Below are 22,023 nucleotides of genomic sequence, written 5' to 3' on the forward strand. Positions count from 1 at the left end.
AAAGGGCTCAAAGCTAAAATGGATAGCCGGGCATAATAGTTTATTTGGGCCCTACCCTGTTAGTAATATCTATTACGACTCTGCTTCTCAGCTAAGCCAGAAAGAGCTGAACCACTCAGATTGAAGAGCTATTTTAACGATTCAGGTTTCGCGCTTGGCATCAACAACTCACTACCGGGGTGAGAATTTACTTAAATCAACCGTCGTTCCTGATTGCCCTTTCAATATTTTCTCTGCCCATTTTTTAGCTTCGATTTCATCTAAACCTACAAATTTGTGTACACGCGCACTAGCCACAATCGTGAGTGTTTTTCGTAAAGGGTTAATAGAAATTTCATGAATAGCATCGCCATCAATTCGGTGCAGAACACCAGCACTCTTGCTAGTAACACTCGCTGCAGCGATGGTATTTGATGAGAAAATAGTGAGCAAAAGTGGGAGGATAAAGCGGCTCAGCATAACAACGTAAAAGACGAAAATTGACACCGAATTATTCCACTTAACACAATGTTTTAATGAGACATTAATCACGGCAAAATGAACGAACCTACAAGTTTCAATAAGCAACTATTCCGCTACTTTCAAAACCTGTGTGTACAAAGGGCGTAAAAACCCAGTTCGATGTCGCTACAAATCAATACTCAGGCTTATTTTAGCAGTTTCTTATTAATGAGAGGAGATGTTAAGTGCCTTCAGCATTAACATTGATTCATAAGCCAAACAAAATTCATTGTTCTGAAATCATTGACAATATGCAGAATCTTAGACAAATGACCGTATTCATGAATGTCGTTGAATCCGGTTCAATAACAAAAGCAGCAGAAAAACTGGATGTATCAAAGTCGGTGATTAGCCAATCGCTAAAACAGCTTGAAAACGAACTTGAAACAACCCTGCTAAAACGAACAACGCGCCGACAAGCACTCACCCCATCAGGAGAGCAGTTTTATAAACACTGTTGTGATATGCATCGGCTCGCTGAAAAAGCGTGGGAGGAAATAAAAACCCAGCAAACCGTACCGAAAGGAAAAATTCGAATCACCGCCCCCAACGCGTTAATGGCTTCATTGGTTGTGCCTGCCTTATTGGATGTCTTCGCTGAGTATCAGGATGTAGAGTTAGATTTGGTGAATGACGACCACCAACTCGATTTGATGGAAAACAATATCGATTTGGCCATTCGCGCTGGTCAGTCTGTTGCCAGCAATTACAAACAGCGACGGATTGGTGAGTTTCGTGACGTACTTTGTTGCGCGAAGACCTTCTCCGGTGATTTTCGTAAAACGCCATACATCATTCACCAATGGCAACAAAGACCCGTTGAACATGTGCTGGAGCACAGAGAAACCCGAGAGAACCTTTGCTTGCAATACAATCCGCGACACAGAACCAATGCGATGCAAACCACCATGGCGTTGATTGAGTCTGGCTATGGCGTTGGCATTCTTCCCGATTTCGTGGTTCGCAGAAACAACAACCTCAAAGCATGCCTACCCGAACATGACATGCCACTCGTCAACGTTTACGCCATCCACCCCTTTCACGGCAGCGCCCCAATCGGTGTAAGAATGGCGATTGAAGCCATCGAGAAAGCCTTGTTTGACTATACCAAACCACAAAATTAAGGCGTGCAATGCACGCCTTAACTGGGTTATACCGCTAGAGTACTTTTGCGTTTTAATCGCATTTCGTCGGCAATGTAGATAACAGCACTGACGAAAATACACACGCTAATAAGATTGATGGCAGATGTCATGGTGCCATCAAACAGCGCACCGCTGATATCAATCAAAACTGCTACCAAGGCTAATCGAATTGCCGTGACCAGTGATGCACTTACACCGGTTTGCTCGGGTACGGCTTCCATCGACCTAGCGAAGAAAATACCGATACATATTCCCGCGCCTAGCGAATAGAACAGCATTAGCCCTGTAACAATGAGAGGTGTTTGTTGCCACGCTTGTGGCATCAAGAACATAACAAACGCCATCAGCACAATCAGTACGAAACCCACGCGGCGCATGAGAACCAAGCCGAACCATTTAATCATTCGTCCGGCATTCACACTCGCGACAACAAAAGCCACCAGCAGACTGACTTGATAGAACGGGAATACAGCTACATCAACGCCAAGGTGATTAACAAATACCAGCGGCATGTTCGAGATGAAGATCATGTAACCTGAGAAGATAAAGGTCGTGATAAGCGTATTCGCCCAGAACTCGCCACTTTTCAACACGGTTAGGTAATCACTTCCAACACCTTTCACCGACAATGTCTTTCGCTTCTCTTCAGGCAGAGACTCAGGCAACTTAAAGAAACAAATCAAGCCCGTCGCAACGGTCAGCACCGCGATAAAGACAAAGTTGTAGGTGTAACCAAACTGGTAGTTAATCCAACCACCGAGCATAGGTGCAAAGGCAATGATGCTCACGACCAGACTGTTCAAATCAGAAACGATTTCGGCCGCTTTTTCTGCTTTATACAAGTCAAACACCATCGCGGCACCAATGATCATGCATGCTGCACTGCCAAACCCTTGGACGAATCGCCAAAAAATCAGCATTTCAATGGTATTAGAGAACACACAACCAAGGCTGCCCGCAATAAACAATCCATAACCAATGTTTAATACCTTTCTTCGACCAATCGCGTCAGAAAGCGGGCCATAAATCAGTGACGCAATACAAATGCCCAAAAAGTTAAAACTCAGCACGCGCTGAATCATGGTCTCGTTGGTATTAAAAGCTGCCATCATATCGGGAAAGGCAGGCAGATAAATGTCAGTTTCCATCGCTGCGGCGAGGAAAATCATCAAAATGAGAAAGCGAATCGTACGCTCACTCAGCATACTCGTAGGCATGTTAATCCCTTGAATCAAAACGCCGAATACAAAAAAGCCTGTAAAAAGAATGCAAAGAGTATCGGCGCGAATGGGTAATTTTTGCCTGACGCAGGGATCACTGCTTCAGGTAGAAGGGTCAAAATTGAGTCCAGCTCCAAGAATATCAGGGCGATATTCCCACAGCGTAACGTGACAATCATTACTCTGTGTAGCCTATTGGCAAGAAAACCCAGAAATGGGTTGCGATGCATTCTACGTTTTTACGTCTTTTTATCAAGCATAAACCTCTATAAAAAACACCGTTTTAATTAACACTGGTTTTTCTAGAGTAATGACTCTAAAATGTTTGTATTCTCTCCTCTATTGGTAAATCCTATGTTTATCAAAAAGAACGCAGTCACAGCACGAGCAATTATGCTTTGCTGTGCGTTTACTGTTTTCTCCCCATATTCCTCCGCTCAGCCGATGAGTTTTGATGAAGCGTGGAAAGCAGTCCAAGACAAAAGCGATGCAATAGCGGCAAAACGAGCGAACCTCGCGCGAGCCGATCACATGCGCAATGCCGCTTCTGCCCATCACTTGCCCAATATTTCTCTGAGCGGCAACTACACGCGCCTTGATCAAGATGTCGAACTTAAACCCTCTCAGTTGATGGAACACATGAGTGGCGGCGCACAGCTGCATCAAATTGCGGGACTCTTACCTGGTATTGGCGGAAGTTTAGATAGCTAGCGACGACAACGTTGGCGGACAAAGACATATACACCAGTTCGATTCGCGCAATTTGGCCTATTTTTACGGGTGGTCGAATTTTGGCGGCCGAAGATATTGCAACTGCGCAGCGCGATGAAGCGGCTTACCTCATGCAAATGGAACAACAAGCCAAATTTGAGGACCTTGCCAAAGTGTACTTTGCGACCGTATTGGCCGAACAAGTGGTGCAAACGCGCTTTGAAGTGGAAGACGGCTTGAAAGAGCACCTTTCTCACGCAAAAAAAATGGAAGAGCAAGGTCAAATTGCGCGTGTAGAACGCCTGCAAGCAGAAGTGTCTTACGATCAGGCGAAAACAGAGCGTATGAAAGCTCAGCGTGATTTGGAAATCGCCCAAGCCGCGTTGAAAGCACTGGTTAAAACCGATAAGGCACCAACGCCTAGCAGTGAATTGTTCACTCAGGATAAGGCTCCAGCCATGATGCCATTTCTTGATAAGACACTGGCGACATATCCGGGTCTTAAAGTGCTAGAAGCCAAACGTAAGCAAGCAGATGGCCTCATTGATCTTGAAAAAGGCAAATACTACCCACAAGTTTTCTTGTACGGAAATTACAACCTTTATGAAGGCGATTCACTCACCGCTGAGCTCGCGCCAGATTGGGCGGTTGGTGTGGGTGTTAGCATTCCTCTTGTCGATAACGGCGGACGCTCAGATAAAGTAAAAGCCGCACATAGCACCGCACTGCAAGTTAACTATCTCCGTGCGCAAGCAGAGCAAGATTTGTCCCTGCTTGTTGAAAAAACGTGGCGAGAAGCAGGCCAAGCGATTGAACAGTACCAAGGTCTTTCTTCTAGCATTCAGCTTGCGCAAGAAAACTTGAGACTTCGCGAAAAAGCCTTCGCTCAAGGCTCTCAACCTCTTTAGATGTTGTTGACGCCGAACTGTATCTTGCCAGCATCAAAACGCAACAACTTGCCGCGTCATACCAATATGTTCTTTCTCTCAGTCGCTTACTGGCAATCAGTGGCGAGATGAACCGTTTCCCTGATTTTCAAGCCGCATCCATCAACCACTTCCAACCACCAATGCAGGGGTAATCAAACATGTCCAAACTAAAATCTGCTTTTGTCGCTGTACCAGTCTGTGCGCTGGTTGGTTGGGTTGGTTATAGCTTCTATCAAGCGTATCAACCACAACCGGAACGTTTTCAAGGTCAAATCGAAGCACAGCAATACAGTGTGTCTTCAAAAGTACCGGGGCGCATTGATGAAGTGTTGGTTCGAAAAGGCCAACAGGTTGAAAAAGGCGACTTGATCTTTACCCTATACAGCCCGGAACTCGAAGCCAAATTAGAACAAGCGAAAGCTGGCCAACAAGCTGCTGATGCGATGGCAGAACAAGCTGAACGCGGCGCACGCACACAAGAAATCAATGCTGCGAGAGACCAATGGCAGAAAGCTCGCGCTGCCGCCCAGCTTGCAGAAAAAACCTTTAAGCGTGTTGATGCCCTTTACCGTGAAGGCGTAGCGGCAGAACAAAAACGTGATGAAGCCTTTACACAATGGCAGGCGGCTAAATATACCGAGAATGCTGCTCACCAAATGTATGAAATGGCGAAAGCAGGAGCACGCACTGAAACCAAACGCGCCGCTCAAGAGAAAGCGCGTATGGCAGCAGGAGCCGTTGCCGAAGTCGAGGCATACACAAAAGACACCAAAATCCATAGCTGGTACCAAGGCGAAGTCAGCCAGATATTGCTTCATTCTGGTGAATTGGCACCACAAGGTTTTCCCGTGGTGACTGTCATTGATATGAATGACGCATGGGCGGTGTTTAACATCCGTGAAGACAAATTGCGTCAGTTTGCAAAAGGCGCGGAATTTGAAGCCTTATTCCGGCATTGGGAGAGCAAGCTTACCGTTTTGAAGTTACACATGTTGCGCCAATGGGCGACTTTGCCACTTGGCGCGCCACAAACACGCAAAAAGGTTATGACATGCGAACGTTTGAAATTGAAGCGCGCCCTGTATCTCCAATCGGTGGGCTCAGAGCGGGTATGAGCGTATTAGTGAACGAAGCGCAAGCTCAGGGGTAATGATGAAAACCTCTTCTATCACTCACATGGTGATAAACGAGTGGAAGTTAATCGCAACGGATAAGTGGCTAGCGGCCCTACTCTGTGTCTTGCCTGTGGCGCTTTTTTTGTTGGTTTGGGCAATCTTTTCATCTGGCACTGCGCGTGATCTTCCGATTGGTGTTGTTGATTTGGACAACAGTACCATGTCGCGCGCATTGGTCCGATATTACGACGCAAGCCCGACGCTGGCCGTGACAATGCGAGACGATGTTCGACAAGCATCAGCGTCACTCAATCGCGCTGAGACTTTCGCCACTATCGTGATTCCCGACCAATTTGAAAAAGCGGTTATGCGCGGTGAATCGCCTGACATTACTGCACTCTATAACAGCCAATACATTCTCATTGGCAAATTGGTCAGTTCAGCCATAACGCAAAGCCAAAGCACCTTTGCCGCGATGGTTGAGACAAAAAGCAACATGTTGCACGGAACGACCATCACTGCACAAGCGGCGGGACAATCCGTTCCTGTTCGCTTCCAGTTAGTGCCTCTTTTTAACAGCGGCACTAACTACGCCCAGTTTTTGGTTTCTGCCATCGTCCCTGCACTTTGGCAAATTGCTATTGTTGCCAGCGGTATGCTCTCGATGGCCTTAACCGACAAACGTATCGGCTTTAGTCACGCTTTTTCATCGAACACAGGCCGCCGATTAATCGCCAAGTTTGTCAGCCTATTCATTCCTTTGATAGCAATGGGTATGGGCTTTGCACTCGCGATGCATGTTTGGCTAGGCTGGCCGATGAATGGCAGTTGGGAGATTGTATTCTCGGCGCAAGGATTAATGGTCTCAGCAGGTCTTGCCGTCGGTGCGCTGCTCTACGCAGTCACCAGAGATGCAACGCGTGCTATGAGTTTGGTCGCAGGCTTCACTGCACCGGCTTTCGCTTTATGGGCGTGAGCTTCCCAGCCAGCGATATGCCTTTTCTGGCACAGTGTTGGCGTGCACTCTTACCTGTCAGCCATTACATTTGTCTGCAGATTGGCCAGTTCAACTATGGTGCTTCGCTAAAACAAGCCACACCGGAGCTTCTCGCGCTTGCCACATTTAGCCTTCTTTGGTTTGTCGTATTCGCAAAAGTGAAGAAGTCGGCAACACAACGGTCTGAATCTGTTGAGGAGATTGCTCTATGAATTGGAAAACAACGTTCTTTACAGAGCTAAGAAGATTCTTCTCAAACCCTGCGGTGGTATTCACTGTCTTTGGTGGGGTGATTATCTATTCCTTGCTCTACCCTTTGCCATACGACCACCAGCTTCCAAGGGAGCTAAACGTCGCGATTGTCGATCATGATGACAGCCAACAAAGCCGTGCTTTCACCCGCATGCTCGATGCAACACCACAGCTCCGTGTGAAAGAGATGCTCGGCCAGGAATCAGAGGCCAGTCAACGTTTGGCGTCCAGAGACATTGAGGGGGTGATTGTCATTCCGCAACATTTCTATCGAGACTTGTTGCTGGGAAAAAGCCCGGTTGTGTCTGTGGGTGGCGATGCTTCTTTTTTCCTTGTCTACGGAACAATTGCTGAAGGTGCTGTTGCTGCGGGAAGCACGTTAGGTGCACAGGTAAAAGTCACCAAAGCTATGATGCATGACACACCACAGCCACTTGCTGAAAAGCAATATACGCCGTTTTCTCTCAATATGGTGCCCGTATTCAACCCAACGGTTGGCTACGGTGATTACGTTGTTCCTGGCGTATTTATGTTGATCCTTCAGCAAACGCTGTTAATCGCCGCGGGTATGCTTCAAGCTGGTTCGCAAGAAAACAGTAAGCGCAGCCTCTTCGCGCGAACTACCCTCTTGTTTGCGATTTACAGTGTAATGTCGATGTACTATCTCGGTGGCAGCTTGAGCTTAAACGATGTAAATCGATTAGCTGAGCCACTGTCATTGGCCATCATCATGGTGCCTTTTTTGCTCGCAACCATTGGCGCGGGCACCTTACTTGGTTCTGCGATAAAACGCCCAGAGATCATTACATTGACCGTTTTGCTCAGCTCAATGCCTTTGCTGTTTTCGTCGGGATTTGTCTGGCCTGTCAGTGCCCTTCCAGATTGGTTACATTGGCTCGCACAACTGTCACCCTCAACCGCAACAATCCAAGCTACCATTCAGCTGAATCAGATGGGCGCGACCCTTCAAAGTCAGCAAGGCTTTATCTTGCAGCTTTGGACGCTTGCACTCATATATCTCGGTGTGTCTTTTACCTTGATGAAAAAACACAAACGCTAAATAAAAAGCCCTGCAATGCAGGGCTTTTTATCATCTGAATCAGTTTGCAATAATTCGTTCTATGGTTTCCACGACGGCTTGCGCTTTTGCGTCGTTTAGCCCTTCAGGGTGCGGTGGCGAGAACTTTTTGCTGTCATTGTCCCAGTACTTTCCTGATGCATTTGCGAACTCATCAGAGATCGACGCTCTCACTAAAATACCGGAGCCAATAGAAAGGTCGTGACCTGCAACACCAAAACCCTCTTGTACCATTTTACTTGCCAACATGGAGCCAGGGTTGACGGCGATGAATACAGGCCCATTACTACCCAGTTTTTCAGCCCATAAGCGCGTCCACATGGTGATAGCAAGCTTGCTTTGCGCATACGCACCAAAGTCATCACCAATTTGCTCTTTTCCTTCCAACACATTCAAGTTCACTGGTGCTTGCGCTGCAGAAGACAAATTCACGACACGACTATTTGCATCCATTGCTGGCAACAACAATTTGGTCAGCAGGTACGGAGAGATGGTGTTGACGACAAATCGCGCATCAATACCTAGCGGTGTCGAGGCGTCGTTCATCTTAAACACACCCGCGTTGTTAAGCAGAACATCGATATGGTCATGATTCGCCAGTACTGCTTTTGCTAACGCTTCCACATCTGAGAGAGAAGATAAGTCAGCGACGTAGCTTTCCACGACGCCAACACCGCCTAGGGATTTCAGCGTATCGGTAACAGCGTCTAACTTGGCTTGATTTCGTCCATGGATCAGCAACGTATGCCCCTCTGATGCCAACGTTTTCGCTGTTTCTAGACCGATTCCGTCAGTTGCACCAGTGATCAATATTGTCTTTTTCATTGTTTATTCCCTAATTTGAAAATTCTGGAAGCACACGCTCTGCGATAGTGGTCAACGCCTGTTCAATATCACTTTGATTGAACCTTAGATTCAACGCAACATGATTGACGCCAATTTCTTCCAATGACTTCAGATAAACACGTAAATGGTTAACACCCGCACGAAAACCAAGGTGTATCGGCTGTGGTAACGCATCTGGGTCTTCCGCTAAATCAACGTAAAGCGGCTGCATGATAGGTTTAGCTTCACGTGAAAATGAAGCGACTCTGTCGTTGAAATCGCGGATGACTTGAGCCTGCATCGAGATATTTCGCGGATAAGTCATCCAGCCATCACCATGTTCTGCCACCCATTCTGGAGATTGCTGACTCCCTCCTGTTATGAGCAGCGGTAATTTGTTTCCTACAGGTTTTGGCAGCATATCCATACCGCCATAAGGCGAACCCTGCGGATTATCGAACGATGCCCGAGGTTTCGCCATTTCACGAATATACGCGAAACTGCTTCGAAAACGCGCCCCGCGGTCATCAAATGACATGTTAAGTGCAGGATATTCTTCAGGCCTATCACCAGAGGCTACGCCTAAAATCACACGACCATTTGATAACACATCTGCGGTCGCCGCTGCTTTCGCCACATGAGCAGGGTGACGTAACGGCAACACTATGCTGGCCACCCCTAACGCAATCGAACGGGTATGTGCTGCAAGGAAACCCAAATAAACAAACGGGTCGTACAGCTGCCCCGCATCACCAAATGTGGGAACGTTAAAAGGTACATCTCTCAACCAGACCGCTTTAAAACCCAGCTTTTCAGCCAATTTCACCCTTTCAATATGCATCTGCATTAAAGGCTCAGGGCTAGTTGGGTAACTCTCCAGAGGAACGACCAAACCCACACTCATGCGATTCGGATGAAATACTCCGTTGTAACCAGCATTGATGCTTTCAAATGCAAATTCGCTCATTGCTGATACCTCCTCAACATGCCTGCAAACTCACTTTTGCAGCATCACGGTTCATGCATTACATATTAAGGTGCTCAATACATTTAATAATCCCCGATTTTTTATAATCACTTTTTCGTTTTTGTTGAAAATAGTATGAATGTTGATCATCTAAAGCTGTTCGTGCGGTTGGCCGCCACCAATAACATCAGCCTTGCAGGCAAAGAGTTAGGTCTTTCCCCTGCTGTCTCTAGCTCCTACATCAACAAGCTAGAGGAGTCTGTCGGCGTAAGACTTGTCCATCGCACAACACGAAAAGTCAGCCTGTCACTTGAGGGCGTTGCGTTTTTACCGCATGCAGAAGACGTATTAGCAAGTATTGAGGCGGCATGTGCTTCGGTCGGTGCACATGCGACCAACCCTAGAGGTACGTTACGCATCGCGGCACCTGCTTCATTTGGTCGCATGCATTTGGTTCCCGCTCTGACTGAATTTATGGTCGCCTACCCCGACCTTTCGCTCGACTTGCGGCTTTGTGACACCATCATGGATCTTGTCGAAGGCGGTTATGATGTCGCTATACGCAATGCAGAGCTAAAAGATTCGACCTTGATTGCGAAACGATTAGCGTCCGATACCCGTATCGTTTGTGCCTCCCCCTCTTACATAAAGAAATATGGAATGCCATCTACTCCCGGAGATCTACTAACGCACCAATGCCTCGAGCTTGCGGGCATGGAACATTGGTCTTTCGAGGTCGATGGCGACCGAACAGATTTGAAAGTGCGTGGTGGCCTAAAAATGGATAACGGAGAAGCATTGCGTGATGCTTGTATTAATGGACTTGGCATCACAGTGAGTTCGCTTTGGTGTGTCTATGAACAGATTAGAAACGGCCAACTTATTCAGCTCTTACCTGATTATCCTATCAAGTCAGATACGTCTATTTGGGCGGTATACCCAAGCTCTAGACAACTCGCGCCTAAAGTCCGAGCATTTATAGACTTTTTTGCAGACCGTTTTGAAGGCAAACCTTATTGGGAATACCTTGGTAAGTAATTATCAGCGAATACCAAAAAGTCTTTATACGTCTACGACTGTTATCAAATCGGGTATTGCCACTTAGCTAATTGCCATAACACCACACACTTCCTCGCCGTCACGTTTCAAATGGCTCGGAAGCTTACTCAGGCCCAAATGACAAAAGGACGTTAAACCATGGCTTACTATTCCGTTCTAGAAGTAACACCTACAAACCAAGACTGGGTTGCTGACTATATCGGTCCAGCAAACAAACTTGTTGCGCAATATGGCGGAAAATACTTAGCAAGAACAACACGTCACGAGCGTTTGGAAGGTACGGGCGAAACACCTGCCTTACGAATTGTTATCGAGTGGCCTTCACGTGATGCGGCGGTGAATTTTATGAACGATGCAGAGTACATTCCTCACCTAAAAGCACGAACTGACGGCTCAATCAGTCATCATTTTCTCATTGAAGGAAAAGATGACCTCGCATGAGCAAATGTAATTTCTCAAATTGAGAAATGAGATCCAATGCATTTTTGGATTGACTGTCAGATTGACAAAAAGCAAGTCCTCAATTTAAAAGTCATAATGAAAAACATATAAAATACAACCATTTAAAAATGGCACGCTCCTTGTATTAACAACTTCAATCGTTATCCCAAGGAGCGTCCTAATGTCTAAGAAAATCACAATAGCAGGGCTCGCACTACTTTCACCTTTGGCTTCAGCGACATCGTTTGATACGTGTCCGAGCAAGGCATACCTCTTTCAGTCCAAGCCTGTTCAGGTTTACAGCGTGAATTTGGTAACGGGCTCAACTGCACTTGTCACCAATGATGTCGGCCTCGACAACGGCGGTATTAACGCTATCGGCTTTGACAATGGTGTGGGCGACGGTACTGGCTTTGAGCACAAATACATCTATGGCTTTGAAAAAACGTCATTGAGTGTGGTCAGATTAGGCAAAGATTTCCAAGCAGAGACGATTGATGTTACTGGCCTTCCTAACATTCACTTCTTCGTGGGTGATGTTTACGACCGCTATTACTACCTCTACAGCCAGAGCCACGGCTTTTACAAAATCGACCTGTCACCGTTGGATTCAGATCCTTCGGCAACACTGACCGCCGAAACCATTTCAAATAGCGGCTCGCTCGGTCTGACCGATTTTGCTTTCCACCCGCACAATGACGAACTGTTTGCGGTTAACAACAGCAACGGTAAGTTGTACACCATCAGCACGGTTGACGGCTCTACCACCTATATTGGTAACACTGGAGTGACGGGTACATTCGGTGCTGGTTACTTCGATGTCGATGGTTACTTCTACATCTCACGCAATTCAGACGGCAACATCTACCGAATCGATTTGTCGACTCAAGCGAAGATCGACAGCGGCAATGTCGGCGCAGTTAAATTCGCTGATGGTCCTAAGTCCAATCAAAATGACGGTGCTCGCTGTGAAGATGCACCAGTAATTGACGAAGACTCAACAATCGACTTCGGTGATGCCCCAGACTCATACATGACGCTGCTTGCATCAAACGGTCCTCGTCATGAAGTGGATTCTGGCTACTACCTTGGCTCTGTTGCACCAGACAGCGAAGGCGATGGTTTTCAATCTCCGCTTGATGACAACAAAGCAGGTCTTGCAGATGAAGACGGTGTGGGTTTTGTGACTGGTCTGAAAGCGGGTCAAAATGCACAAATCGCTGTTCAAGCATCAACAAGCGGCTATTTGTCAGCATGGATTGACTGGAACGGTGATGGCGACTTTGCTGACAGCGGCGAAAAAATCATTAGCGACAGCAATGTCTCTGGCGGTTCTAACAACTTCAACGTTTCTGTGCCTGCAGATGCCACTATCGGTAAAACATGGACTCGCTTCCGTTTCTCTGATCAACAAGGGCTAAATTACTACGGTGGTGCAACCACAGGTGAGGTAGAAGACCATTCAGTGATGATCATGGAAAACGGTTCATCTATGCGTCACTACCCAAGCGCGAGTGGTTATGCAACGCTTGCCTTTGAAGATAATTGGCCGAAACAAGGCGACTACGACATGAACGACGTTGTCATTCGCTTCCGCATCACTGAAACACTGGATCAAGAAGACAACGTTACACGCATCATGATCACCGGTTACCTCGCTGCCTATGGCGCGGGCTATCACAACGGCTTCGCCCTAAGACTCAAAGGCCTGAATCGTGAGGACATCGCTGAGATCTCAACCATGTCTTACAACGGTGTTGAGCAAGAAAGCAATGGGTTGGAAGCAGAATCAACTGAAGCTATCTTTATTGTAAACAGTGATCTTAAACAGCAAATCCCAGCTGAGTGTATGTACTACAGAACGGCGCAACATTGTCAGGAAGAGCTGTCATTCGAGTTTGATATTGATGTCGTGCTGAAAGATGGCGTCGACACCAGCGGCCTTGCTGCAATGCCATACGACCCGTTCATGTTCGCTACACCAGGTAACTATGTGCGCGATGGTCTTTGGTACAACCCAGGTCGTGGTCTTGAAGTCCACTTGGCTGACCATGCACCGACAGAACAATTCGACACTTACTGGTACGGTTGGTGGTCTGACTCTAGCGATGTTGCACAAGGCCGCTACTTCAAAACATCTGACAACCTGCCATGGGCACTGATTGTACCGGATGATTGGAAGTGGCCACGTGAGCATGTTGATATCGTAGAAGCGTACCCAGAGTTTGCAGGCTTTGCTGAAACAGGTGGTAGCAGTAACGCAGATTGGTACTTGCTTGAGAAAGCAACCGAAAACAAATACTACAGTGTTGAGGAGTAAGCATCATGACTATCTTCAAGCAGATTTCGATTGTGACTTTGATTGCCCTTCTCACCGCATGTGGTGGCGGAGATGGAGACGGAGCGGTATCGACAGGTACTGGTTCAAGCACAGGAACGAGTAACGCTCCTCAAGATGAAAGCACGGGTACCAGCTCAAACTCAGCAACAATGCTGGTCGATACCTCAGGCGGTGAAGCCGTTATCCCGCCAACGGTTACAAGTTCAGCAACATCGATGAGTTCAATGTCCGTACCAAGCTCGTTTTCTTACAATCCGAATGTTTCGCAAAGCTTTGTGGTTGATGTCAGTGGCTATGCGGCGTCAAATGCGACGATTACGCTATACCGTGCATTTACTGAAAACAACAACGGCACGTATTCAGCCGACTACAACAGCAGCATTGCAACAGCCCTACTGATTAATGGACAAGGCACGATAGACATAGTGAACACCACGTCGCAGTACTATTTGCTGGCAGAAGTTTGGTTTGACGATGGCACCTCACCCATCCAAAAACGGATTCCAAACACAGATACCAGTTGGATTTGGTAAAAATGGAAAGCCCTCGCTAAGCGGGGGCTTTTTTATTGGGCTTTGTGGTGGTTTCTCTGACCACCAGTTTTGCTTCTAACTCTTGATGTTCAGATGCATGCTCATCCTCTAATCTCGCCAGCAAATAGTCCGCCGCGCGCTGCCCCATCTCTTTTGACGGTACATGCATCGTCGTCAAAGCAGGCTGAAAATGGGAAGACAGTGCGAGGTCGTCAAACCCAACAACAGAAATTTCTTCGGGAATCTTTATCCCTTGATGTTGCGCTTCTAGCAATACGCCCATGGCAATAACGTCATTACCACATACAACCACCGAGGGTTTTGGCTCTCGGGCAAGCAGTTTTTTCATCATCTGACGACTTTCCGAGAGATCGTAGCGGCATTCCATAATGCTTTCTTTAGGAATGGAAATCCCAGCTTTTTCCAGCGTGTCCAAGCACCCTTCTAATCTGTCCTTGGTACGATCATTGAAGTGAAGGATACCCGAAACCACCGCAAAATCTTTATGGCCTAAGTCTAAAAGATATTGTGTAAGCCGCGCTGATGCTTGGTGGTTATTAAATCCAATACAAGGATGCCCCAACTCCGGTTTGTACGACCATGTATAGAGATAGGGAATTTGTTTCTTTTCAAGAATGTCGAATAGCTGAGGATGATGCTCTGACCCCACCAGCATCAAACCTTCAACACCTCGCGTAACGAGCCGCTCGGCTTGCGCGAGTTCCTCATCCAATGAGTAATCTGAGCTAGCGATGAACAGGGTAAAGCCTTTCTCCTGCAAACGGCGCTGGAATGCTTGAATACCCTCCGCGAAAATCGCGTTATCAAGCGTAGGAACAATCACCCCGATTGTCTTGGTGCGTTGAGACGCAAGTGCTTGAGCTGCACCATGCGGAATGTAACCTAATGCTTCGATAGCCTTTTGAATCAAGGCACCACGCTTCTCACTGACCGAGCTTTGGTTTGCTAAATAGCGAGATACAGTCGCGGTTGAGACACCCGCCTCCCTCGCAACATCCTCTGCTTTCGGCGAGTCAGATACACGTTTTTGTAAGCGTTTACGAGAAGATGCAATTTCTTTAGCCATGACCCTGTTTTCTTTAAGTTCTTGTCAAAATCGTCTCATTTCTAAGCATTAGAGGAACTCTAGCTAATTATAGCTCTGTTGAAAAATTGTCCTGTCAAAAACTTGACAGAGAAATTGTTCGGCAACTACGCTTCAAAATGTAACCGCTTACATTTAACATATTCGTTACATTGCGGTTGGTGCTATAACTAACAAATAAGTGACCACTTTGTGCAGTTACACATGTTATGAGGCTGAATGTATGAGCTCTGTTTTTAACATCAAGAAGCGTTACTTACCTTCTTTATTTTTCTTTTCTCTCTACTTTCTCAATGTCATTGGCACAAAGATTCAGATTTCTTCAGGGGATACCACGATCTTTCGTGTTAACGATGTTTGGGAGTTCATTTTGCTCCTGCTTACATCGTTGACTTTCGTTGTCGCAATGCTGTTTGCAGAGAAAGAAGCAGATAGACATTCGGCTAAGTAACTATAAAACGCAGAAAGGAAGTAGATATATGTCTGTTCACCATAAGGATGACTCCCCACAGAGTGCAGAGCGTCGCCGTTTCCTGGAAATAGCCAAAAAAGCAGGTTTTACGGCAGCTGTCGTCGCAGGGGCCTCCGGGGCCTTGTTATCCTCGACAACAGCACAAGCTGCGGTTAACGAAGAACGAGAAAGACAGAAACAAGCAAAATACACCATGACGATTGCGACGGCATACATCATTGGTGCATCTCGCAGCTACCCTATCATGCAACTCGATTTCAAAGAGAACATCCAAAACATGACCAACGGCGCCGTTTACGTGAAACTGGCTCCGGGCGGTCAATTGGGTGCAGGTGGTGCACTTGCTCAGAAAGTACAAGCTGGCACCATTCAAGCGGCGCAACATTCACTTTCCAACTTTGCTCCTTTTGCGCCAGCGGTTGACCTTATCAACATTCCTTACTGGTGTGGTGAAAACCAAAAATTCATCAACCTTGTCACGTCAGACGCGTGGAAAAAAGAGATCCACCCTAAAGTGGAAGCGAAAGGCTTCAAACCTTTATGGTATGTGGTGATCGACCACGTGTAGTCGCCTTGCGCAATGGCCTAGAAGGCCCAATAAAAACACCGGATCAGATGGAAGGTATTAAATTCCGCGTACCGGGCTCGAAGATCCTCCAGCAGTTCTATCGCCTGCTTGGTGCAAACCCAACTCCTGTTGCTTGGGGTGAAACGCCTTCAGCAATCAAACAGGGCGTTGCAGATGCACTTGACCCTTCCGTAGAAGCACTCAATGTATTCGGCTTTAAAGATGTCCTTTCGTGGGTCACGTTTAACCGTTCAGTGCCAGATTCACAGGTTTTTTCTTGCAACCTTGAATGGTTTAAGAGTTTACCGCCTGATATTCAAGAAGGCATTGAGTTTGCTAGTGAAGTCACCTCACTCCAGAACCTCGCGAAAGTGCCCGCTGCGCGCGCCTATGCCATGGCAGAACTGAGCAAAGCAGGTGTGCAGTTCTACGCACCGAATGAAGATGAAATGAAGCTTTGGGCGGCTAAAGCGGGTCATCAACTGCCAGAATGGGATTCATTCAAAACGCAACTTGCGGGTTCTAAAGAAGCATTCAACAAGCTTCTCGATGCAGCAAACAACAACGACGGACCGTTTGTCCACGACGTTTAAAAGCTGAGTAAACCGCCGTTTGGGTGAGGATACCTCCAAGCTCACCCAAACGGCCTCTCTCGCTTTCTCACCTGATGTTGGACGAACGAAATGAATTTCTTAAAACAAATCGATGAAAATGGTGAACGGTGGTTGCTGCTCTTCTTCTACACCACCATCGTCATCACCATTGCAATGGAAGTACTGCGACGCTTTGTCTTTAGCTACTCCTCAATCTGGGGAGAGGAAGTCGCTCGTTATGCATTTATCTATCTCGCTTGGGTGGGTGCCTCCGCAGCCGTAAAAGAACGTGCGCATATTCGCATTGACGTGTTGCTTCACTACCTACCAAACCGTGGCAAAGCAGCGATTTATCTGCTTGGCGATGTAGCGACCTTTATCGTGGCTATCTTTGCCCTTTATTGGTCAATCCACCCTATCGAAATCTCGCTGAAATTCGGGTCAGTGACACACGGCTTAGGGATAAGTCAGGCCTGGTTCATGGCAGCGGTACCGTTAGGTTTCTCCATGATGATATTCCGACTGTTGCAATCGATGCGACGGGACATTCGCAGCCTTACTCAGAACACGCCTGTGTTCGAAGGCAACAAGTTGTTTGATTAGGGGGCAAGGATGCTGAATTACTACGTTCAACAAACCTCCATCGAACTTGGTTGGGAGTTTTATGGCCCCGTGATCGCGATGTTGGTGCTGATTGCACTGGCTGTTCCGGTCTGGGTATCACTAGGGTTAGGTTCAATTGCCCTGCTCTTTATTACTGAAGTATTACCACTGTCGCTGTTCGGTGAATCACTGTTTGATGGCATCGATGCATTCGCACTGATTGCTGTACCACTTTTTATCCTGACAGGTGACGTGCTCGTTCGTACTGGTTTATCCAACAAACTGCTCGATGTCGCAGAGGCCAGTGTGGGTGGAGCACGAGCAGGCTTTGGTAGTGCAACGGTACTTGGTTGTGGCTTCTTCGCCTGCATCTCAGGTTCAGATGCTGCGGGTGCCGCGGCTGTTGGTCGAATGACCATCGACAGATTGGTACAACAAGGTTATCCAAAGCCTTACGCATGTGCGTTGGTTGCAGCAGGTGCGTGTACAGGGATCCTTATTCCGCCATCCATCGCTTACATCATCATTGGTCTGGTACTGGGGATTTCCGCGTCAACGTTGTTCTTAGCTGCCGCCGTGCCCGGCATCATGGTCATGATGGCGATTATGCTGACTAACGTAGTGATGAACCGTATTCATGGGTATGAAAACGCTCGCCACGGCTTCTCGATTAAACGTTGGCTTTCAGTGGTCATCGACGCGCGCTACGCACTCTTGGTGCCAGTCATTATTCTTGGCGGTATCTACACTGGTGTGTTCACGCCGACAGAAGCAGCGGCAGTAGCAGTGGTCGTTACTATCATCATTGGTCTGTTCCAAGGCACGCTAAAAATCAGTGACTTTCCGAAAATGCTGGAAAGTTCAGCCAAAGTGAATGGTGTCATTCTGCCCATTATCGCGCTCAGTTTGCCGCTGGCACAGACACTAGCAGCACTCGAAGTGCCACAGGCATTCGTACAAACCATGACCTCATTTACGGATAGCCGTACGGTTCTGATCCTTATCATGATCGGCATCCTTATCGTGGCGGGTTGTTTCATGGAAACAACTCCGAACATTTTGATTCTTTCACCCATACTGCTTCCGCTCGCGAGGGAGATTGGTATGGCCGATGTGCAATTCTGCATCATGATGGTAACGGCTCTCGGCGTGGGCTTTATTACCCCACCACTTGGGCTAAACCTCTTTGTTGTATCTGGAATAACCGGGACCTCGGTTCTTAAGATTGCGGCGCGATCGGGGCCTTACGTTATCTCCATGCTGACAGTAGTTCTCTTACTGGCATTTATCCCTGAGCTTTCGCTCTGGGCACTGTGATTTAGACATAACTATTTACCCTCCCCGGCTTGTTCCCGAATAAGCCGGACATGGAAGTTGCACCCAAAATTTAACGAGGAAATTAACGACATGGCTGTTAAATATCTGAAAAAAGCAGAAAAAACTGCTGCAACAGGTGAAGACGACGTCCGCGCAATCGTCGCAAATATGCTCAAAGAAATCGAACAAGGTGGCGAAGAAACCTGTATTGAATACACCCGCAAGTTCGACAACTGGCAAGGAGACATTGTGGTGTCTCAAGCCGATATCGACGCCGCGGCTGACAAAGTGCCTGAGCAACTCAAAAAAGACATTCAATTCGCTTATGAACGCGTGCGTGATTTCGCTCAAGCACAGCTCGACAGCATGTCTGAGTTCGAAACTGAACTCTCACCCGGCCTGTTTGCAGGCCAACGCCTTATCCCAATGCAAGCCGCTGGCTGCTATGTGCCCGGTGGTCGCTACTCACACATCGCGTCCGCAATCATGTCGGTGACTACTGCAAAAGTCGCGGGTGTTGATCATGTGATTGCTTGCTCACCGCCGGGTCGAGAAGAAGGTGTGCACCCTGCCATTCTCTACACGCTAAATCTTTGTGGTGCCGACACCATTCTCAATCTTGGTGGAGTACAAGGTATCGCGGCGATGGCTTTTGGTCAGTTTACTGGCCACCCAGCAGACATTCTTGTTGGCCCAGGCAACCAATTTGTTGCGGAAGCAAAACGCCAGCTTTATGGCCGCGTCGGTATCGACATGTTTGCTGGCCCTTCAGAAGTCATGGTGATTGCAGACGGCAACGCCGACCCTGAGCTCGTTGCCGTCGATCTTGTCGGTCAAGCCGAACACGGTCCAAATACTCCTGCTTGGTTGGTAACCGATTCGGAAGCATTGGCAGAAACCGTTATGAAGCGTCTGCCAGAACTGATTGCAGATCTTCCAGAGCTAAACAGCAAATCGGCGGAAGCAGCATGGCGCGACTATGGCGAAGTCATCCTCGTGGATACACGAGAAGAAGCCGTAAAAGTCAGTGATGAATATGCATCAGAACACTTAGAAGTGCACGCTGACGACCTGGATTGGTGGCTGCAAAACCTTCGCAACTACGGCTCTTTGTTCCTTGGGGAAGAAACCAACGTGGCCTTTGGCGATAAGACGTCAGGTCCAAACCACATTCTACCGACCAAAGGTGCGGCGAAGTACACCGGTGGTTTGAGTGCAGGCAAGTTCATCAAGGTGGTGACTTATCAACGCTCAACCAAAGAAGCGAGCAAAGATGTCGCGCAAGTGACCGCACGTATTTCGCGACTTGAAGGTATGGAAGCGCATGCCAAAACAGGCGATGCGCGCCTTGCAAAATACTTCCCTGATGAGCAGTTCAATCTACAGCCGGAATAAGCAAGGTAACCCGAATACGCAAGGAGCTATGAATGACAGGCAATGCAATCGACCATCTTTTTAACTTAAGCGGCAACGTGGCCTTGGTTACGGGTGCGGGCTCTGGCATCGGCCAGCGCATGGCTTATGCCCTCGCACAAGCAGGTGCAAACGTTGTGCTTGCTGGCCGCCATCCCGAAACACTGGCGCAAACTGCTGCGCTTATTGCCGGAAATGGTGGTGATTCAGCCATTGAAACGGTGGACTTGCTCAAGCGAGATGGCCTGTCTGACTTTGTTGATAATGCGTCAAAGCATTTCGGGGCACCTGGCATTTTGGTAAACGCGGCTGGCGTGAATTTGCGCCAGCCTGCCGATGAGATTTCTATCGAGGCTTGGGACATGACAATCAACCTCAATCTGTCTGTCCCCTTTTTCCTCGCCAAAGCCTGTTTGCCTGGCATGCGTGAAAAAGGTCGGGGAAAAATCATCAATATTGGCTCACTTCAATCCTATCGCGCATTCGCTAATTCCGTGCCTTACGGTGCTTCAAAAGGTGGGGTCGCACAACTGACCCGCGCCATGGCGGAAGCATGGTCTAAAGAAGGTATTACCACCAACGCCATCGCGCCAGGATTTTTCCAAACGCCACTTACCGAAAAGGTATTTAGTGACGATTCACTCTCGAAACACCACGCGTCGATGACAACCATTGGGCGAAACGGTGAGTTGGAAGATTTTGATGGTTTGACGATTTTCCTCGCTTCGCGGGCATCTGACTACATCAGCGGGCAAATGATCTCTTTAGATGGCGGCTATACGGCGAAGTGAGCACAAGGAAGTAACCATGAACATGAAAGCACTGGTGTATACCGGACCAAATCAAATGACGTATCGCGAAGAGCCGATGCCAACCCCAAAAGATGGAGAAGTCTTAGTAGAAATTTCCGCTGTGGGCATCTGCGGCTCTGATCTTCACGCCTACCTTGGTCACGATGAGCGTCGCCCTGCCCCACTCATATTGGGGCATGAAGGAGCGGGCATTGTGAGAAGCGGCGAGATGGAAGGTCAGGCGGTAGTGATCAATCCACTGGTGAGCTGCGGCGAGTGTGAGTTTTGCCTGACTGGTTATGCCAACCAATGCAGCAAACGAGAAATTATTTCCATGCCACCGCGTGAAGGCGCATTTGCTGAATTTGTGGCGATTCCAAAACGGAATCTCGTGCCCGTCCCTGATGGCATGTCATTAACCATCGCCTCTTTGGCCGAGCCTATTGCTACGGGGTGGCACGCTGTCACCAAATGCGCACAGCTAAGCAAAAGACCACTCGTGGAATGCAAAGCACTGGTTTATGGCGGAGGGGCTGTAGGACTGGCAGCCGCGCTGTCGCTCAATGCCCAAGGCTGCAAACACATTGTGCTTGCTGAAACCAATGCCCTTCGTCGCGCCACCGTTGAAAAGGCAGATATTTGCGAGGTATTCGACCCAACCACAGACAGTGCGCCAACACCGAACAGCATCGACTTGGTGGTGGATTGTGTCGGTAACAAACACACAAGAATGGGGGCTTCTGAAGCGGTCAAACCAGGCGGCGTGATCATTCATGTCGGGTTGCAAGACCGCCTCGAAGGTCTCGATGTTCGAAAATTTACGCTGCAAGAAGTGACGTTTGCTGGCAGCTACACCTACACCATGCAGGACTTCAAAGCGACGCTAGAAGCCATGCATAACGGCGCGCTAGGCGCGTTGGACTGGATTCAGGAGCGTCCGCTCAACGAAGGTGCGGATGCTTTTGACGATTTACTTAACGGGCGCATTGCTGCGGCGAAAGTCGTTTTACGACCTGAAGAGTAACCCAAGAAAAGAAAGACCGTTTA

General features: G+C 47.9%; 18 protein-coding genes and 3 pseudogenes. 16 read left to right on the forward strand and 5 right to left on the reverse strand.

Annotated features, from left to right (window positions below; all coding sequences use genetic code 11):
- Positions 1 to 171: 171 nt before the first annotated feature.
- A complete protein-coding gene (locus ATN88_RS03940) occupies positions 172 to 486 on the reverse strand; it encodes a hypothetical protein (protein ID WP_067411709.1) in 315 nt (104 codons plus the stop codon).
- A 284-nt stretch (positions 487 to 770) separates the two neighbouring features.
- On the opposite strand from ATN88_RS03940, the gene ATN88_RS03945 reads away from it, so the two are divergent.
- Positions 771 to 1,625 (forward strand): LysR family transcriptional regulator, encoded by an 855-nt coding sequence (locus tag ATN88_RS03945; protein ID WP_067411975.1) that lies wholly within the window; start codon positions 771 to 773, stop codon positions 1,623 to 1,625.
- A 26-nt stretch (positions 1,626 to 1,651) separates the two neighbouring features.
- Here the strand turns inward: ATN88_RS03945 and ATN88_RS03950 are convergent, their stop codons facing one another.
- Positions 1,652 to 2,863 (reverse strand): multidrug effflux MFS transporter, encoded by a 1,212-nt coding sequence (locus tag ATN88_RS03950; protein ID WP_067411712.1) that lies wholly within the window; start codon positions 2,861 to 2,863, stop codon positions 1,652 to 1,654.
- Between the two features lie 396 nt (positions 2,864 to 3,259).
- Here ATN88_RS03950 and ATN88_RS03955 point away from each other — a divergent pair.
- The 4 genes and pseudogenes from ATN88_RS03955 (at position 3,260) to ATN88_RS03970 (ending at position 7,930) form a co-directional block, all read left to right on the forward strand.
- Positions 3,260 to 4,658: pseudogene (locus ATN88_RS03955) on the forward strand (TolC family protein).
- Positions 4,659 to 4,664: 6 nt separating this feature from the next.
- A pseudogene (locus ATN88_RS03960) lies at positions 4,665 to 5,656 on the forward strand (HlyD family secretion protein).
- A 2-nt stretch (positions 5,657 to 5,658) separates the two neighbouring features.
- A pseudogene (locus ATN88_RS03965) lies at positions 5,659 to 6,830 on the forward strand (ABC transporter permease).
- Positions 6,827 to 7,930 carry an ABC transporter permease gene (locus tag ATN88_RS03970; RefSeq protein ID WP_067411715.1) on the forward strand — a complete coding sequence of 368 codons (1,104 nt, stop codon included), beginning with the start codon at positions 6,827 to 6,829 and terminating at the stop codon, positions 7,928 to 7,930. The pseudogene ATN88_RS03965 and the gene ATN88_RS03970 overlap by 4 nt, the downstream one beginning before the upstream one ends.
- Before the next feature lie 39 nt (positions 7,931 to 7,969).
- On the opposite strand, the gene ATN88_RS03975 is transcribed toward ATN88_RS03970, so the two are convergent.
- Positions 7,970 to 8,773 carry an SDR family NAD(P)-dependent oxidoreductase gene (locus ATN88_RS03975; protein ID WP_067411719.1) on the reverse strand — a complete coding sequence of 268 codons (804 nt, stop codon included), beginning with the start codon at positions 8,771 to 8,773 and terminating at the stop codon, positions 7,970 to 7,972.
- A 10-nt stretch (positions 8,774 to 8,783) separates the two neighbouring features.
- Positions 8,784 to 9,740, reverse strand: coding sequence for an LLM class oxidoreductase (locus ATN88_RS03980; protein WP_067411721.1), 957 nt, complete (start codon positions 9,738 to 9,740; stop codon positions 8,784 to 8,786).
- Positions 9,741 to 9,875: 135 nt separating this feature from the next.
- Between ATN88_RS03980 and ATN88_RS03985 the strand changes: the two genes are divergently transcribed.
- The 4 genes from ATN88_RS03985 to ATN88_RS04000 all read left to right on the forward strand — a co-directional run bounded on the left by ATN88_RS03985 (position 9,876) and on the right by ATN88_RS04000 (position 14,114).
- Positions 9,876 to 10,778, forward strand: coding sequence for a LysR family transcriptional regulator (locus ATN88_RS03985; protein WP_067411724.1), 903 nt, complete (start codon positions 9,876 to 9,878; stop codon positions 10,776 to 10,778).
- A 159-nt stretch (positions 10,779 to 10,937) separates the two neighbouring features.
- Positions 10,938 to 11,240 carry a DUF1330 domain-containing protein gene (locus ATN88_RS03990; protein ID WP_067411727.1) on the forward strand — a complete coding sequence of 101 codons (303 nt, stop codon included), beginning with the start codon at positions 10,938 to 10,940 and terminating at the stop codon, positions 11,238 to 11,240.
- A gap of 181 nt (positions 11,241 to 11,421) precedes the next feature.
- A complete protein-coding gene (locus tag ATN88_RS03995) occupies positions 11,422 to 13,560 on the forward strand; it encodes an LruC domain-containing protein (protein WP_067411730.1) in 2,139 nt (712 codons plus the stop codon).
- 5 nt (positions 13,561 to 13,565) lie between these two features.
- Entirely contained in the window at positions 13,566 to 14,114 is a 549-nt protein-coding gene (locus ATN88_RS04000) for a hypothetical protein (protein ID WP_232312739.1), read from the forward strand.
- Positions 14,115 to 14,130: 16 nt separating this feature from the next.
- Here the strand turns inward: ATN88_RS04000 and ATN88_RS04005 are convergent, their stop codons facing one another.
- Positions 14,131 to 15,201 (reverse strand): LacI family DNA-binding transcriptional regulator, encoded by a 1,071-nt coding sequence (locus ATN88_RS04005; RefSeq protein WP_067411733.1) that lies wholly within the window; start codon positions 15,199 to 15,201, stop codon positions 14,131 to 14,133.
- Between the two features lie 497 nt (positions 15,202 to 15,698).
- Between ATN88_RS04005 and ATN88_RS28110 the strand changes: the two genes are divergently transcribed.
- The 7 genes from ATN88_RS28110 to ATN88_RS04040 all read left to right on the forward strand — a co-directional run bounded on the left by ATN88_RS28110 (position 15,699) and on the right by ATN88_RS04040 (position 22,000).
- Positions 15,699 to 16,259, forward strand: coding sequence for a type 2 periplasmic-binding domain-containing protein (locus tag ATN88_RS28110; RefSeq protein ID WP_269748089.1), 561 nt, complete (start codon positions 15,699 to 15,701; stop codon positions 16,257 to 16,259).
- A complete protein-coding gene (gene dctP / locus ATN88_RS04015; RefSeq protein WP_269748090.1) occupies positions 16,232 to 16,852 on the forward strand; it encodes a TRAP transporter substrate-binding protein DctP in 621 nt (206 codons plus the stop codon). The genes ATN88_RS28110 and dctP overlap by 28 nt, the downstream gene beginning before the upstream one ends.
- A gap of 90 nt (positions 16,853 to 16,942) precedes the next feature.
- Positions 16,943 to 17,455, forward strand: a complete 513-nt coding sequence (locus ATN88_RS04020; protein WP_067411741.1) for a TRAP transporter small permease — start codon at positions 16,943 to 16,945, stop codon at positions 17,453 to 17,455.
- 9 nt (positions 17,456 to 17,464) lie between these two features.
- Complete coding sequence (locus ATN88_RS04025) at positions 17,465 to 18,772, forward strand: TRAP transporter large permease (protein WP_067411744.1); 1,308 nt, start codon at positions 17,465 to 17,467, stop codon at positions 18,770 to 18,772.
- 90 nt (positions 18,773 to 18,862) lie between these two features.
- Complete coding sequence (hisD, locus tag ATN88_RS04030; protein ID WP_067411747.1) at positions 18,863 to 20,167, forward strand: histidinol dehydrogenase; 1,305 nt, start codon at positions 18,863 to 18,865, stop codon at positions 20,165 to 20,167.
- Positions 20,168 to 20,199: 32 nt separating this feature from the next.
- The gene (locus ATN88_RS04035) at positions 20,200 to 20,976 is read left to right on the forward strand and encodes an SDR family NAD(P)-dependent oxidoreductase (RefSeq protein ID WP_067411750.1); all 777 of its coding nucleotides are present in this window, start codon (positions 20,200 to 20,202) and stop codon (positions 20,974 to 20,976) included.
- A gap of 16 nt (positions 20,977 to 20,992) precedes the next feature.
- A complete protein-coding gene (locus ATN88_RS04040; protein ID WP_083539408.1) occupies positions 20,993 to 22,000 on the forward strand; it encodes an alcohol dehydrogenase catalytic domain-containing protein in 1,008 nt (335 codons plus the stop codon).
- The last annotated feature ends 23 nt before the right edge of the window (positions 22,001 to 22,023 follow it).

The sequence above is a fragment of the Enterovibrio coralii genome (assembly GCF_001559595.1).
GTDB classification, from domain to species: domain Bacteria; phylum Pseudomonadota; class Gammaproteobacteria; order Enterobacterales; family Vibrionaceae; genus Enterovibrio; species Enterovibrio coralii.